11 protein-coding genes and 1 pseudogene are annotated in these 16,003 nt (G+C 43.5%); 6 read left to right on the top strand and 6 right to left on the bottom strand.

Features of this window, described 5'->3' with window-relative positions:
• The first annotated feature begins 219 nt into the window (after window positions 1–219).
• Window positions 220–3,075 carry a heavy metal translocating P-type ATPase gene (locus ACMHKH_RS08920; protein WP_413520289.1) on the top strand — a complete coding sequence of 952 codons (2,856 nt, stop codon included), beginning with the start codon at window positions 220–222 and terminating at the stop codon, window positions 3,073–3,075.
• A gap of 112 nt (window positions 3,076–3,187) precedes the next feature.
• On the opposite strand, the gene ACMHKH_RS08915 is transcribed toward ACMHKH_RS08920, so the two are convergent.
• Entirely contained in the window at window positions 3,188–3,910 is a 723-nt protein-coding gene (locus ACMHKH_RS08915; RefSeq protein WP_413520288.1) for a Bax inhibitor-1/YccA family membrane protein, read from the bottom strand.
• A gap of 298 nt (window positions 3,911–4,208) precedes the next feature.
• On the opposite strand from ACMHKH_RS08915, the gene ACMHKH_RS08910 reads away from it, so the two are divergent.
• Both ACMHKH_RS08910 and ACMHKH_RS08905 read left to right on the top strand, forming a co-directional pair.
• Window positions 4,209–5,213 (top strand): NAD(+) kinase, encoded by a 1,005-nt coding sequence (locus ACMHKH_RS08910; RefSeq protein WP_413520287.1) that lies wholly within the window; start codon window positions 4,209–4,211, stop codon window positions 5,211–5,213.
• Between the two features lie 53 nt (window positions 5,214–5,266).
• Window positions 5,267–5,578 (top strand): YeaC family protein, encoded by a 312-nt coding sequence (locus ACMHKH_RS08905; protein ID WP_413520286.1) that lies wholly within the window; start codon window positions 5,267–5,269, stop codon window positions 5,576–5,578.
• A 102-nt stretch (window positions 5,579–5,680) separates the two neighbouring features.
• Here ACMHKH_RS08905 and ACMHKH_RS08900 read toward each other — a convergent pair whose 3' ends face one another.
• The 4 genes and pseudogenes from ACMHKH_RS08900 to alaS all read right to left on the bottom strand — a co-directional run bounded on the left by ACMHKH_RS08900 (window position 5,681) and on the right by alaS (window position 11,082).
• Entirely contained in the window at window positions 5,681–6,055 is a 375-nt protein-coding gene (locus ACMHKH_RS08900) for a HopJ type III effector protein (protein ID WP_413520285.1), read from the bottom strand.
• Window positions 6,056–6,225: 170 nt separating this feature from the next.
• A pseudogene (gene csrA / locus ACMHKH_RS08895) lies at window positions 6,226–6,393 on the bottom strand (carbon storage regulator CsrA); the annotation flags it as partial.
• 347 nt (window positions 6,394–6,740) lie between these two features.
• Window positions 6,741–8,027 carry an aspartate kinase gene (locus ACMHKH_RS08890; RefSeq protein ID WP_413520284.1) on the bottom strand — a complete coding sequence of 429 codons (1,287 nt, stop codon included), beginning with the start codon at window positions 8,025–8,027 and terminating at the stop codon, window positions 6,741–6,743.
• 382 nt (window positions 8,028–8,409) lie between these two features.
• On the bottom strand, window positions 8,410–11,082 hold the full coding sequence (alaS, locus tag ACMHKH_RS08885; protein ID WP_413520283.1) for an alanine--tRNA ligase: 2,673 nt from the start codon (window positions 11,080–11,082) through the stop codon (window positions 8,410–8,412).
• Window positions 11,083–11,519: 437 nt separating this feature from the next.
• Here alaS and ACMHKH_RS08880 point away from each other — a divergent pair, with 437 nt between their 5' ends.
• A complete protein-coding gene (locus ACMHKH_RS08880; RefSeq protein ID WP_413520282.1) occupies window positions 11,520–11,732 on the top strand; it encodes a hypothetical protein in 213 nt (70 codons plus the stop codon).
• Between the two features lie 150 nt (window positions 11,733–11,882).
• Here the strand turns inward: ACMHKH_RS08880 and ACMHKH_RS08875 are convergent, their stop codons facing one another.
• Complete coding sequence (locus ACMHKH_RS08875) at window positions 11,883–13,304, bottom strand: L,D-transpeptidase family protein (protein ID WP_413520281.1); 1,422 nt, start codon at window positions 13,302–13,304, stop codon at window positions 11,883–11,885.
• Between the two features lie 353 nt (window positions 13,305–13,657).
• Here ACMHKH_RS08875 and prmB point away from each other — a divergent pair, with 353 nt between their 5' ends.
• Both prmB and aroC read left to right on the top strand, forming a co-directional pair.
• Window positions 13,658–14,833 (top strand): 50S ribosomal protein L3 N(5)-glutamine methyltransferase, encoded by a 1,176-nt coding sequence (gene prmB, locus ACMHKH_RS08870; RefSeq protein ID WP_413520280.1) that lies wholly within the window; start codon window positions 13,658–13,660, stop codon window positions 14,831–14,833.
• Between the two features lie 61 nt (window positions 14,834–14,894).
• The gene (aroC, locus tag ACMHKH_RS08865; RefSeq protein ID WP_413520279.1) at window positions 14,895–15,998 is read left to right on the top strand and encodes a chorismate synthase; all 1,104 of its coding nucleotides are present in this window, start codon (window positions 14,895–14,897) and stop codon (window positions 15,996–15,998) included.
• The last annotated feature ends 5 nt before the right edge of the window (window positions 15,999–16,003 follow it).

Here is a 16,003-nt window from a genome sequence, read left to right as displayed (position 1 = left end):
TATCCGCTCGCTATTATCGTCGTAATATTCACAATATTGTCTTATTTAGATAAAAGCGAGTATCAGGGCGGCATAGCCATATATTTATTAGTTAGTAGCCAGTTAGCCAATAATAGCTGTTCAATATAATGATTTTCTCGATATTGAGTAAATCAGATGATAGAGCCTTGATTTGAAGCCATTCAATCAATATTCTGTCTAAAGGAAATAAGTGCGATTATGTCCAGTATTCCATCTCCCATACCGCAAGCATCATCAGCGTCACTAAATACCAATGCTTATCACCATGACAATTCTATTATTGATGGTCTGGTATTGCCGCTGGTAGGTCACTGTTTTCATTGTGGTGACCCAGTGCCGCAGCCACCATTTTATAGCGAGATATTGGGTCAATCACGTGAGATGTGTTGTATGGGCTGTCAGTTGGCTTCACAAAGTATTGTGGAGGCGGGACTTGAGCAATACTACCTTGATCGCTCAGAGATTAACCGTACGGCAAGCTTACCAACGCAGCTTACCCGCCTTGAAGCTTATGACCATGATGAAATAAAGTCGCAGTTTGTCTATGCGCAAGACGGCATGTCGGTTGCAGAGCTATCCGTCAATAACCTACGCTGTGCAGCCTGTACGTGGTTGATTGAATCGCGGCTCGATGAGCTGGATGGTATTGATAAATGTCAGGTCAATTTGACCAATCAGCGCATGCGGGTGATTTGGGATGAGGATAAGCTACCTATTAGCCGTATTCTCGCTGTCATTAATGAAATTGGCTATGAAGCCAAGCCTTACCGGCAAGATACCCACGAAGCTATGCTGGCACGTCATAATAACCAAATGCTTATTAGGCTTGGTATTGCAGCATTGGGTTCGATGCAAGCAATGATGTATGCGGTAGCAATGTATTTTGGTGAATATAGCGATATGCTGATATTCCAGCGCGATTTTTTACGCTGGGTGTCTTTGTTTGTCAGCACGCCAGTGTTCTTTTATGCCGGTGTGCCGTTTTTCACTTCAGCATGGTCAGCGATTCGTGCCCGGCAAGTCAATATGGATGTGCCCGTTAGTATTGCCTTGATTGTCACATTTTTTGCCAGTCTTTTTGCCACTATTACTGGGCAAGGGGAGACCTACTACGACTCGGTTAGTATGTTTATTTTCTTCTTGCTGGCAGGACGTTATATTGAGCACAATGCACGGCTAAAAGCGGCAACCATGGCCAATGATTTGGTAGTAGTTGAGCCAGTTTTGGTACAAAAAATTGCTGAAGATAAGGATGCTGCTGAAAGCATCTTGCAGCTATTAGAACAAAACAGCGTTCAGAAAAATGCTCTTAAACAAGAAAGTGAAGAGTATGCTAATCAGGTTGGCGATGTAGCTGTTAGTGGTGCCGTTAATGGAATTGGCAATGAGCTTAATAGTCAAACTACAGTAAGCGCTACGCCCAACTTTATACAGAGCATGGATGCCAATGTCTATCAGTTAACATTACGTATTGCTCAACAATGGCAGCAGACTCGCCAGCAACGATTGACGGTTTCAGATACGAGCGATGAGGCAAAACAAAAGCAGATGGTGACCGCTCATAGTTTGCAAGTGGGTGACGTCATCATGGTTGAGGCAGGTTCTGAGATTATCAGTGATGGTATATTGCTCAGCTCAACCGCCACAGTTTCGCAAAGCTTGCTAACGGGCGAAGGCGATTTAATCAGTAAATCTCAAGGTGATTATATCGTTGGCGGTGCACAAAACGATAGCCAACCATTTGAGATGTTGGTCACAGCGTTGCCAGAAGACAGCCAAATAGGTCTAATCGATAGGCTAATGAATCGGGCGATGAGTGAAAAGCCAAAATTGGCACAGCAGGCTAATAAGATGGCACGTTGGTTTGTTGCGCGCATCTTAGTATTGTCTGTTCTAGTTTTTATTGGTTGGTATATCGTTGATCCAAGTCAGGCGATTTGGGCAACGGTTGCAGTATTGGTTGCGACTTGTCCTTGTGCGCTATCGCTAGCGACACCAATTGCGTTAACAGTTGCGACTAACCGACTGGCAAGCTACGGCTTTTTGACCACGCGCGGGCATACCCTGCAAACGCTTGCTGAAATTACCCATGTGGCTTTTGATAAAACCGGTACATTAACCTATGGCAAGCCCAATTTATTAAATATAGAGCTAGTAGCAGCCAATGATACGCCAACAGACATAGAAGATGAAAAAGACACGCTATTAGCGATTGCTGCGGCGTTAGAGGTAGGTAGTCGTCATCCGATTGCGTACGCACTACTGACAGCTGCCTATCAGCTGCATCTACCAGCTACCCAAGCTTTACAGTATTATCCAGCTGGTGGGGTTGAAGCAATGATTGATGGGGTGCTATATCGCATTGGTCATGCAAATTTTGCCTTAGATAGAACGAATAATACTACCGATGCAAGTAAAGATTTAACGATAGACTTAGTTGCACAGCGAGCGAGCTCAGCAGTGGTCTTATCATGTCAAAAAGATACATCAGCAAGCTGGCAAGCGCTGGCCTGTTTTTATTTTAATGATAAGGTACGTGATAGCGCTAAATCTATGCTTGATAGGCTCAAAGAGTTCGGCATTGAATCGATTATGTTGACCGGTGACCCAAGCCAGCAAGCGCTGGTGATGGCCGAAATTTTGGGCATGCAGTCAGCCTATAACGGTTTATCACCAACGGACAAGGTTAATCATATTCAGCAGCTACAAGCTAAGGGAGCAGTGGTGCTGATGGTTGGTGATGGTATCAACGATGCGCCGGTATTGGCAGCAGCAGATGTCTCGACCTCGATAGCAGGAGCCGCTGATTTAGCGCAAGTATCAAGTGACAGTATCATCCTAAATGGGCAGATTGAAGCCATCATAGCGGCAAAACGTATCGCTGATAAAACCAAACGTATTATCAAACAAAACTTGCGCTGGGCACTTATTTATAATGGTAGTGTTTTGATACCCGCGGCTTTGGGCTACGTGCCACCTTGGCTTGCTGCTATTGGCATGTCGTTAAGCTCATTATTTGTGGTATTAAATGCGCTGCGTTTAAAACGTTCCTAGTTTGAAATAGCTTAGACCAGTTTAAATAAATCTCTAATAGTCATTGCAATAAAAAAACCGCCTTTATAATAGGCGGTTTTTTTATTGCAATAACTATCGAACTAATTTTAAACTAATCTTGTAAGTAGCTTAGTAGACGCATAAATTCGATATACATCCATACTAGTGTTGCAAGAAGACCGATACTGAATAACCATTCGTAGTCTTCTGACACGCCCATTGCCACGCCACGCTCGATATTATCAAAGTCTAATAACAGCGTGAAAGAGGCGATAACAATCACAAACAAGCTAAAACCAATAGCGATAGCGCCACCTTCAAACAAGAAAGGCAAGCTTGAACCAAAGGCTAAAGAAAGTACCCACTGTGCTACATAAACCAGCATGATAGCAATCAATGCTGAAGTAACAATCGAGCGGAATTTTTCAGTAACCTTGACCAGACCTGAGCGATATAGCCCTAACATCACCGCTGCTGTCACGAATGTTGCACACATGGCAGTGACGGGTACGCTTGGGTACATTCTCATAAAAAATAGCGAGATACCGCCCAAGAATATACCTTCCAATAAAGCATAAGGAACAGCAAAGGTTTTGGCTTTTTGCGGTTTAAAGGTAATAAAAATAGCGAGACCGAAGGCAGCAAACATACTACCAAAGGCGGTCATGGTGATAAAACCTTGCGATAAACCTGCCATCAAGGCATAAAAGAAAAATCCAACACCAGTAATGGCTGATAGCCCAAGCAATAGACTGGTTTTTTGAATCACACCCTTAACCGTCATCGGCGCGCCGCCAACAGCAAGCTCTGCGCGACTGACAATAGGATTGGCCATAAAATTATCCTCAATAAAATACTAATAATAGTTATGTCAGCTACTTTAGCAAAACCGCTCTTATTGTCAACGGTGTTTGCGTGACAGTATATGAGGCTGCACACGCTTACTAGAGTGCTTAAAAGCCTTAACTAGAGCACTATTAAGTAGCTAAACAGATACACCGAAAACAGTGTATATTGCCTCTTATATGGGGTCGATTATGACTGTAAACAACGATACTTGATAAACAGGCTAGTCTAAACGCTGATTTCTGGTTATCATTGCTCTGTAATTTACCGTCATACCGAGTCGTTTTATGGAAAACTCAGCGCAGTCAGCAAGATTGCCGCATCTACATGAGTCAGAGCTGTTTCACGCTGTCAAAAACCCCGCCTTTCGACGCATTGGCTTGATGGGCCGTGCCGGCAAGCGCAGCGTGACCCAAAGTATTGGACAGATTGCTCAGATAATTAACGATATGAATCTTACGTTGATTATGGATGTACAAACTGCCAACTTACCAACCTTGAATCTCACTGAGATTGAGCGGGTAAAAATCGTCAAACGTAGCCTTATTGGCGAGATTTGTGACTTGGTTATCGTGGTGGGCGGCGACGGTTCTATACTGCATGCTGCCGAAGCGCTGGCGCGCTACCGCGTACCTGTATTAGGCGTCAACCGTGGTCGCCTTGGTTTTTTAGCAGACGTTAAACCAGATGAAGCCAGCTTTAAACTTCGTCAAGTATTGATGGGCGATTATCAGCTCGACCACAGGTTTCTACTAACGATGGAGATTCGTGAAGGTCGGAAGATTATTCATGAAGACATGGCGCTCAATGATATAGTGCTGCATGCGGGTAAGTCAGTCCATATGATTGATTTTCAGATGAAAATCGACGAGCATGATGTTTACCGCCAGCATAGTGATGGACTTATTGTGGCGACACCGACAGGTTCGACGGCTTATGCACTCTCTGGTGGCGGCCCTATCATCCATCCAAGTATGGATGCGATATGTTTGGTGCCTATGCATCCGCATACGCTATCTAGTCGCCCTATTGTGGTCAGTGGTACCAGTGAGATTTGCATTCGCATTCATGAAGACAATCGCACTCAGCCGATGGTTAGCGCTGATGGTAAGCCGAGCATACCACTTGATCAGGAGCAGCGCCTTTATATTCGAAAACACCCTGACAAGTTAACCTTGTTACATCCACCAGGCTTTGATTTTTATGAAGCTTGCCGAACCAAGCTACACTGGAACGTTCATGCTGAAGAATTCAGTATGGATAGTGATGATGATATTATGGACGATGAATAAGCGTCGTTGTCAGACGAAAATATGATAAAAAATAGTAGTGGAGAGTAGGTATAATGGATAAACAAACAATATTAGCAAGCCTAACACCAAAAGTGGTCGATCAATTCCGTTTGGCGATTGAGCTGGGTAAATGGGCAGATGGTCGTAAGCTAACGCCTGAGCAGCGCGAAACCTGTATGCAAGCGGTGATGGTATGGGAGCACGAGCATCTGCTGCCAGCTGAGCGTACTGGCTATATACATAAGCCAGTAAGAGAAGATGGCTCTATTGTTGGCGCTGAATGTGACGTCGAACATGAGCATCATTATCCAAACATGCCAAACCCTAAAGGCGCGGTACAGCCGGTTAAGTTTCGCAATAAATAGCTCGATGGCTAAATTTACCAATAAAAAGTAAAGCACATAAAAAGGCCACGCTATGATGATAGCGTGGCCTTTTTATGTGTCAATCCTATAACGATTGTATCGTTATAGCGTACTGGTATCGACACTAGGACGTAGAGTTAATGGGTTTTTCTCCATTAAAAAACCTTGCCAGCCCCAATGCAAAAAATTGCGAATATTTGCATGGTCAACCCCTTTAGGCGTCGCTTGGACTTTTTGGTAATGTTCACCAAAAAGCTTTAACGTGTCTAATTGATTTAAGCCATGGTGCTTGGCAAAACCAAAAATCTTGGCGCTGCCTTCGTTTTCGCCCGCGGCATTATGCTGCATACCATTAACGAAAGGCGCTGGCGCATAACGATAAAAATCATCAATAAAGCTGATGACATCATTGAATCCAATGGCGTTTTTGTTCAAACCATTAAGTAGAGCCGATACATCTGATTGGCGGATACTCATAAATAAATGACCTCAAAGCTGATATAAAGCAAAAATTAGCGTGCTTAATACAAGCTTAATGATTATTGATAGTTAGGAATGATGCTGATCGATTAGCGATTAAAGTAGTCTTCGTCATCAAAGGATGGCGCAAAACTGCCTTGCTCAAGATGTTGCATTTGCGATTGTACCGTGCGCTCATGTTGAATGCGCTGATAAATCTCTTCGCGGTGTACGGCAATATCTTTTGGCGCGTTAACGCCGATACGTACTTGATTGCCTTTGACACCTAGGACAGTCACACTGACCTCGTCGCCAATCATTAGCGTTTCGCCCACGCGGCGTGTCAAAATTAACATGCGTCACACTCCTTATGTCGCATCAACAGATTATTACTCATCAGATTGCGTCTCAATTACAGGACATTATCGCCGCACAAAATAGGGTGCTAATAGCGATAATGATAGGTAGATTCATTTAGCCCAAATGAAACCCTCATTATAGGGGGCATAATAGATACTGTCACGGGTTTTCACAAAACTATTAGGTCTATAATAACCTAAGCAATCCTAAAAAAGAAAATAGGGTCTTATGAAGACCCTATTCAAGGAGATATTATTAAAAATAATAAATTGCTGTTTGTTATGACTTAACTAAGCTCACGTTATTTTATAATGTGCTCTAGCAAGGCTTTATTAATTAAATACTACAAGCCTGCGATTTTGCTATCACCCTCTTCACGATCAAGACCAAAAGCAGTGTGCAGTGATTTAACGGCTTTTTCTAAATACTGTTCTTGAATCAAGACAGACACTTTAATTTCGCTGGTCGATATCATTTGAATATTGATATTGTTTTCAGCAAGCGTTTGGAACATAAGACTTGCAACACCGGCGTGAGAGCGCATGCCCACCCCAACTAAAGAGACTTTAACAACTTCATCATTAGCCAATATCTCTTTGGCACCGATTTCATTTTTGACTTCATTTTCTAATACTTTCATGGTTTTATCCATGTCAGTACGGTTGACCGTAAAGGTAAAATCGGTCATGCCATTGGTCGATAGGTTTTGTACAATCATATCGATTTCGATATTGGCGCGACCAATAGGGCTTAGAATAGCCGAGGCGATACCAGGATGATCAGGGACATCACGTACGACGATTTTTGCTTCATCGCGATTAAAGGCGATACCTGAGATGATTGCCTGTTCCATATTGTCTCCTTCGTCTATCGTAATTAAGGTGCCGACATTGTCTTGAAATTCTTGGTCGAAGCTACCATCGTTGTTTTCATCAAAGCTAGATAATACGCGTAGTGGTACGCCATATTTGCCAGCGAACTCTACTGAGCGAATTTGTAAAATCTTGGAGCCAAGACTGGCCATCTCAAGCATTTCTTCAAATGTAATTTTTTCAAGTTTTTTGGCTTTTGAGGTCACGCGTGGGTCAGTGGTATAGACGCCGTCGACATCAGTATAGATTTGGCATTCATCAGCGCCTAGCGCTGCTGCAATGGCCACACCCGTGGTATCCGAGCCGCCGCGTCCTAAAGTGGTCGCATTGCCTTCTTCATCGATACCTTGAAAGCCTGCCACGATAACGACGTTACCAGCATCAAGTTGCTCACGGATGTTTTTATCATCGATACTTTCGATGCGCGCTTTATTATGAGCGCTATCAGTTTTAATCGCGACTTGACGACCGGTAAATGAACGGGCACCAACACCAAGCTCTTGAATCGCCATGGTAAGCAATGAGATAGAAACTTGCTCGCCGGTTGAGACCATCTGGTCATATTCGCGTGGATCGGGATTACTACTGATTTGGCGTGCCAAGTCAATCAGACGGTTGGTCTCGCCACTCATGGCAGATACAACAACGACCACTTGGTGACCATTGTCATGCCAGCGCTTGACTCGTTTGGCGACGTTTTTGATGCGGTCGATACTACCCATCGAGGTGCCGCCGTATTTTTGTACTATTAACGCCATAAAAATCTACCTATTATTCACCAATGGCCATCTGTTAATTATAGACATCAATCTGTCATGCCACTATTTATAAATTCAGTTTACAAATTCAGCGTTAGATTAATTTTCATAACGATAGAGCCGGATTATAAAAACTGCGCCCTTTATTTTTTTACTGTTTTTCATGCTAATAGACTTTATATATCAAACTTACGCTAGGCTTTGCATTTTTGTCAAACAGGCTCGTTTTATCGAGCGTTGACCTTTATATCATATTCAAGCTGGAAATTTAAGCGCTAGAGGACATTAGATACATGGCGATTGGTTATGATACTTATAACCAATCTCATGATTTATGCACAGCCTATGTGTAATTTGGCATAAAGTAGCTCAGCTACATGTACTAGCCAAGTTGCTCTGCAAGCCAAGCAGGTAGCGCATTGACAACCGCGCTAGTATTAGCAGCTTTCGGCGCGCCGCCTTGTGCGTAGTCAGGCTTACCGCCACCTTTACCACCAAGCTCGCCTGCCAAATAACGAATAATGTCACCCGCTTTTACTTTAGCAGTCAAAGATTTTGCCACACTAGCAGCTAGTGCCAACTGCTCATCTTTATCGCCAATCAATACAATGACGCTATCAGGAAGTTTTGATTTGATGTCGTCCATCAGTGTGCGGATAGATTTACCATCGACCCCGCTTAAGGTGCTGATAAGTACTGGCGTACCAGCAATGGTTTGTACCTCATCAAGCAATTTTGCAGCTTGGGTGCTGGCGATTTTTTGCTCTAAGCGTTCTAACTGCTTTTCTAAATCACGCTGCTTATCAGCCATGGTACGGACACGCTGTGCCACTTCAGGGCGTTTCACTTTTAGCTGACTGGCAAGCTCGCTCAGTTGCTGCTCGCTTTGCTGAATGTTTTTAATCGCATTCATGCCAGTGACAGCTTCAATACGGCGAATACCAGCGGCAATGCCTGATTCGCTAGTGATTTTTAAGACACCAATATCACCCGTACGCTGTACATGTAGGCCGCCGCATAGCTCAATAGAGAAGGGCTTACGTTGACCATCGACAATGCTATCGGTACCCATTGTCAAGACGCGAACATCATTACCATATTTCTCGCCAAACAGAGCCATCGCGCCTTGTTTCATAGCCTCATCGATAGACATGTTTTGGATGCGAGCAGGGGTGTTTGCTTGAATTTGCTCATTAACCATACGTTCGATACGCATAATTTCCGCAGCACTAACAGGCTTATCATAAGAGAAGTCAAAACGTAACACTTCACTTGAAACTAATGAGCCTTTTTGCGTCACTGCATCACCTAATACTTCTCTTAATGCGGCATGTAATAAGTGAGTAGCAGAGTGATTTTTGGCACTAGCAGCACGGATACTTGATAATACTTGTGCATCTGCTGTTTGCTTAGGCGTAATTTCACCCATGGTGACCACGCCATAATGAATAATGGCTTGACCAGATTTTTTGGTATCTTGCACTTCAAAGACGCCCGTCGCAGTGCGGATTTCACCCAGCTCACCGACTTGACCACCACCTTCAGCATAAAACGGCGTACGGTCAAGTACCACTACACCCTCGATACCTTCAGCTAAGCTATCGGCTGGATTGCCCTCTTGATACAGCGCATCAATCGTCACACCGTCTTCTGCAAGTTGCCCATAACCGATAAAGGTCGTTGGGTTCTCTACTTGAATGACACTGCTGTAATCGACGTCGAACTTGCCGGCATCACGCGCACGTTCACGCTGCGCTTGCATATGTTCATCAAATTCCGCTTCATCGATGACAATACCGCGCTCACGAGTGATATCAGCGGTCAAATCAACAGGGAAGCCGTAAGTATCATAAAGCTTAAACGCCGCATCACCAGAGAGGGTGTCACCATCTTGCAAGCCTTCAAGCTCGCTGGCAAGTAAGCGTAAACCTTGCGCTAATGTTTTGGCAAATTGTGTTTCTTCTTTTTGAATGGCATTTTCAATGACGCTTTGCTTATCTTTTAGCTCAGGGTAGGCGATGCTCATCTCAGCAACTAAAGGCGCGACCATTTTATAAAAGAAATCACTATCCGCACCAAGCTTATTACCATGACGTACGGCACGGCGGATTACACGGCGCAGTACATAACCACGACCCTCATTACTTGGCGTGACGCCGTCAGCAATCAAAAATGCAACGGCACGAATATGGTCAGCAATGACTTTTAATGACGACTGTTGCTGGTTTTCGATGCCTAAAATCTCAGCAGCGGCATCCATTAGATGGACAAACAAGTCTATCTCGTAGTTACCATGGACGCCTTGCATAATGGCGCTGATACGCTCAAGCCCCATGCCAGTATCAACACTTGGAGCTGGTAGCGGTAGCATAGTACCGTCTTTTTGACGGTTAAACTGCATAAAGACACAGTTCCAAATCTCAATATAGCGGTCGCCATCTTCTTCTGGAGTACCTGGTAGACCGCCTTCGATATCAGCGCCATGGTCATAAAATACTTCGGTACAAGGACCGCAAGGACCGGTATCGCCCATCGTCCAGAAGTTATCTGAGGCGTAAGGCGCACCTTTATTATCGCCAATACGGATAATGCGCTCGCTAGGGATGCCGATGTCTTTGTGCCAAATATCAAAGGCTTCGTCATCAGTTTCATAAACGGTTACATATAAGCGATTTTTATCAATCGATAACCACTCATCCGAAGTTAAAAACTCCCAAATATAACCAATACCTGCTTGCTTAAAGTAATCACCAAAAGAGAAGTTGCCAAGCATCTCAAAAAATGTATGATGGCGCGCCGTATAACCAACGTTATCTAAATCATTATGCTTGCCGCCAGCACGTACGCATTTTTGTGAAGTCACTGCGCGGCTATAGTCACGTGGCTCCATACCCAGAAAAGTTTCTTTAAATTGATTCATACCGGCATTGGTAAATAACAAGGTCGGGTCATTGTGCGGAATCAAGCTCGATGAGGCGACGGGTGTGTGCTGCTTGCTTATGAAAAAATCGATAAAAGCTTGACGAATATCGGCTGAGCTAAATGGCTGGCTCACAGCGGCTCCTTACTGACGGATGTATTTAGTAGAATAAGTAAAATAATTTTGCAAGCGATTTTAGCACAAACGTGCCAAGGGTGTTGAAGATTCATGAGTAGAGTGATGGTAAAGGTGACTCATTTTTTATTGGATTAAGCAGATTTATATCGCTTATCAATTAAGGGTTTTGCTAATAAGAGTAATAGTGAGGAGAAATAAGTAAATTACTAGATATCTGACTAAAGAAAATTCAGACAATAACCGCATTAATCTTTATTAAAAAATGGTCAATTCTAAAGAATAAAATTCAGTAATATAAATCAATAATCATAACATGGTTTTAATTATCAATCACTTGCTATAATTGGCCTCAGCGTCTATATGAAAAGGCTTACTATTTGTGTGGATTTAGTGTATAAAGTAGTTATACCCACACAAAAAATGAGGAATAAATCATGAACTGGCCACTCTTCTCTGTTATCTATTCAATGGCAGCCACTGTTATCATCGGTATCTTTATGATTGTTGCGTTGGTCACAGGTTTTAATCAAATCCCGCACATTCAAATGGCAGTGGCAGCCGGCATCTTAATCTCCATTCCAGCCGGATTATTTTTTACTAAAAAAATCGGTAGCATTACAGGTAACGAAGAAGGCTACAAAGCATAGTTTGCGGTAAAAAGCTCGTGGTGTTGCTTAGCTATTTATTTTGTACATTGAAACTTTGGTAGTGAATTTTTTGGAATGCAATTTCGAACGCAATAAAAAAGACCTTGATTTGATAATCAAGGTCTTTTTTATTGCGTACTAACTATTGAACTATTTTAGCTCAACGGTTGCGCCATTTTCGATATTGGCATAAACCTCTAATACGTCCCAGTTGGTCAAACGTACACAGCCAGCAGATGCTTGACGGCTGATGCCTTCAGGCTTAGGTGAGCCATGTAGACCATAAGAAGGCTTAGATAAGCCCATCCATACGACGCCTACTGGACTGTTCGGTCCTGGTGGTAGCATATGTACTTTTTTATCGGCGCCTTCGCCAACAGTCGCTTTATACCACGGCATTTTTACTTTATTAACAATCTTAAAGGTGCCTTGTGGTGATGGCGTGCTGTCACTACCAACTGTGGTTGGATAGGTAGCAACCAGCTTGTTATCGTTATAAGCATAAAGGGTTTTATCGGCTTTATTAGCAATCACACGGTTGATACGCTGTTTAAGCGGCTCACGCGTATTTAAAACAGTAATGGTTTCGCCTGCTTTATATTGCTTGTTTTTATTCAGCTTGTCTAAATAACGCACATCCATATGGAAGCGCTCACCAAACAGCTCTTTGATATCTTGATAATACAAGCCTTTCATTTTTGACTTGGCTTCTGAGCCTGCAGGTGTGGTCGCAAAATTGGTATTCACATCATCTTCAGTGATGGTATAAGTCACTAAAACCGGCTTATTGGCGGCGATGTTTTTATTTAAAGCATCCCATGTTTTTTGATCCATTTTACCAGTGGCAGGCAAGCCTTTCATAGTTTGGAAGTTAATCAGTGCTTTTTTACTGTTCATGCCCCAGCCGCCATCAATAGCGCCAGGAGACGCATGGTTCCAATCGAGCAGCGCCTGCATTTTAATCGTCATCGCCGAGTTAACTTTCATACTCGGTGTCCATACGGCACCGTTTACTTGTTTGGCATAATTAGATAGATTCAATGTGGTGTGCTTTTTACCATCTACATCAGCAATGCTTTTGATAGAGGTGTCGGCTGAGCTGTCAGCTGTAGCAGAGCTTGGCGCTGCAACCGCTTGACCTTCACTGATATCATCACTATCCGATTGCTCATCTTTACGAGCCAATTCTTCTACAGTCATATTGTCGGCAGTGACGGCAACTGATGTATCGACTTTCGCTTCTTGCTTGGCATCAATCAGCTGAGTCATGCGGTCAGCAGCTTTTGGTTGTACAGCCGTAGGAGCATCAAGTGAGCTGCTGCGATTTTCTTGTACATTTAGACTGACTTTTTTGGCAATGCTAGGAAGCGCGTCAGCTGTGCGTACTGGTAAAGTGCGTGTACTATCAGCAGGTGCAGCAACTGCACTGAGACTCACACTGGCACTAAAGAGAGCTAGAGAGATAGCGGTAATAAGAGGCTTCATTTTCATCATAATATGGGGACGCTTGTGGTTGCTACTAATGCAGCTATTATGCTCATAATTGGTGAGCTTCGCAAACTTTTGACACATTTTTTTTCATTTAATACTTGCTAAACGTCAACGGCTGACGTATTCCCTACAGTCGAGCAAGAGTTCAGTCAGGCTGCACAAGTGTTGTTGTGCGATAACTGGTCGTAACTGCCTATATAGGTTTTGGAAAATGCTAATAAATAGGTGTGCTATAGACAGGCGCTAAAATATGGGCGACAAAATTTTATTAAACTAAAAACTGCAGTCATTGGCGCAGCATCTTGTTTCCGTCTATAATATGGAACGAGATTTTTATTTAATAAATCAGCTATTCCTTGAAGTTATTAAATTCATTGAAAGCAATTTAACCCATCCGCATGTAGTCAGTGAGCATGTAATAAGCAAGGTGCGATATGTCAGAAGACCAAACAATGAGCGCAGAAGAGTTTCAGAATCAATATTTTAGTGATGAAGATTCACAAGGTATCGATGGCGAGATGGAATATGATTTGGCAACAGGGCTGCTAGGTGAGCACGACGAATTTGCCACTTTGCGTGCGGAGCTTGAAGAAGCGCGTGAGCAGCTGGTCAGCATCCGCGACTTTATTCGTTTTGCAGTGACGCAATTACGCAATTATGATGTGGTCGTCGCTCAAGGTACTACCGATGAGTTTGCCGAAGCGTCTGCGATTGTGTTGCATTCTTTGTCTTTAGATTGGTCTGCTAACGATCAGATTCTTGATTGCCGCTTGACCACATCAGAGAAGCAATTGGTATTAAGCTTACTAGAAGAACGTATTGCTGAGCGTAAGCCGTTAAGCTATCTGATTAATTTGTCTTACTTCTGTGACTTACCTTTTTATGTCGATGAACGGGTTTTAATTCCGCGCTCGCCTATCGCGGAGTTAATTCGTCAGCAGTTCCATCCGTACTTTGAAGTTACTGAGTTGGCAAAGCCGGTTGGCAATAATGCTAATAATCAAGCAGCCACTTTTTATGATCACGGTTTAGAGATTAAACAGCTGTCACAACCTGAGCGTATTTTAGATTTATGTACCGGTTCTGGTTGTATCGCTATTGCGCTGGCGACCCGTTTTGTTGACGCCTTGGTTGATGCCGTAGATATTGATAAAAGTGCGCTTGAAGTAGCAATGGTAAACGTCGATCATCATGATCTTGGTCATCAAGTGAACGTGATTGAGTCAGATTTATTTGCCAAGATTCCTGCTGAACATCAATATGAATTGATTGTCACCAATCCTCCATATGTCGATGCTGCTATTATGGCAGATTTGCCACCTGAGTTTTTGTATGAGCCTGAGCATGCGCTAGCTGCTGGTCAAGATGGACTGGACTTGGTACATCGCATTCTTTTTGAAGCGCCAGATTATCTGAGTCCAGAAGGATTGCTAGTCTGTGAAGTAGGCGATAGTGAGTGGGCGTTAAAGCAAGCTTATCCTGAGATTCAGTTTGATTGGTTAAAATTTGCCCATGGTGGTCATGGTATTTTTGCGATTACTTATGATGAGCTGATGAGCTATCGTTCACTATTCGCTAATTACGTACAGTTATTAGATAGCAATCAATAAATTAAAATTGACACAATAGTCAAAACATTCAAAGAACGACTTCAGTTATTTAAGGATAAATATGGCAGGCAATAGTATTGGACAGCTCTTTACCGTCACCACCTGCGGCGAATCGCATGGCGCAGGTCTTATGGCAATCGTCGATGGCGTGCCACCAGGTTTAGCCTTATCTGAAGCCGACTTGCAAATAGATTTGGATCGCCGCAAGCCGGGTACTTCTAAATACTCGACCCAGCGCCGTGAGTCTGATGAAGTTGAGATTATCTCTGGCGTCTTTGAAGGTAAAACGACGGGCACTTCTATTGGTTTGCTGATTCGTAATACCAATCAAAAATCTAAAGACTATGGCGAGATTAAAGACACCTTTCGGCCCGGTCATGCTGATTACACCTACAGTATGAAGTATGGCTTCCGTGACTACCGTGGCGGTGGGCGCTCATCGGCGCGTGAGACTGCTATGCGTGTCGCTGCTGGGGCTATTGCCAAAAAATACTTACTAGATCGCTTGGGCGTGCAAATCCGTGGTCATGTTACCCAAATCGGTAATGAGTACAGTAATGTCCTAGAGCCAAGTAAAATTGATTGGGATTTTGTCAATAGTAATCCTTTCTTTTGTGCGGATAAAGACGCCGTTAGCCGCTTTGAGAGCTTGATAGACAGTTTACGCCGTGAAGGTACAAGTTGTGGTGCCCGTCTTGAGATTATCGCAAGCGGTGTACCTGTTGGTTTGGGTGAGCCAGTATTTGACCGTTTAGATGCGGATATCGCCCATGCGATGATGAGTATCAATGCCGTAAAAGGTGTTGAGGTTGGTGATGGTATGGCGGTAGCTGGACAGTTTGGGCATAGCTCACGTGATGAGATGACGCCAGAAGGTTTTACTGCTAATCACGCTGGTGGTGTCTTAGGTGGTATCTCGTCAGGACAAGATATCCGTGTCAGTATCGCGCTTAAGCCAACCTCTAGTATTACCACGGCTGGCAAGAGTATCAATACGCAAGGCGAGTCGGTTGATATGCTCACCAAAGGTCGTCATGATCCTTGCGTAGGTGTGCGTGCAACACCTATCGCCGAAGCTATGTTAGCCATTGTGTTACTGGACCATTATCTGCGTCATCGTGGTCAAAATGCTGATGTTAAACAGCCAGTAGAATCTATTACTTAGAGTAT

The sequence above is a fragment of the Psychrobacter glacincola genome, from assembly GCF_965118485.1.
GTDB lineage: Bacteria > Pseudomonadota > Gammaproteobacteria > Pseudomonadales > Moraxellaceae > Psychrobacter > Psychrobacter glacincola_D.
Note: the sequence above shows the minus strand (reverse complement) of the source record. Positions and strands in the feature narration are given on the sequence as shown.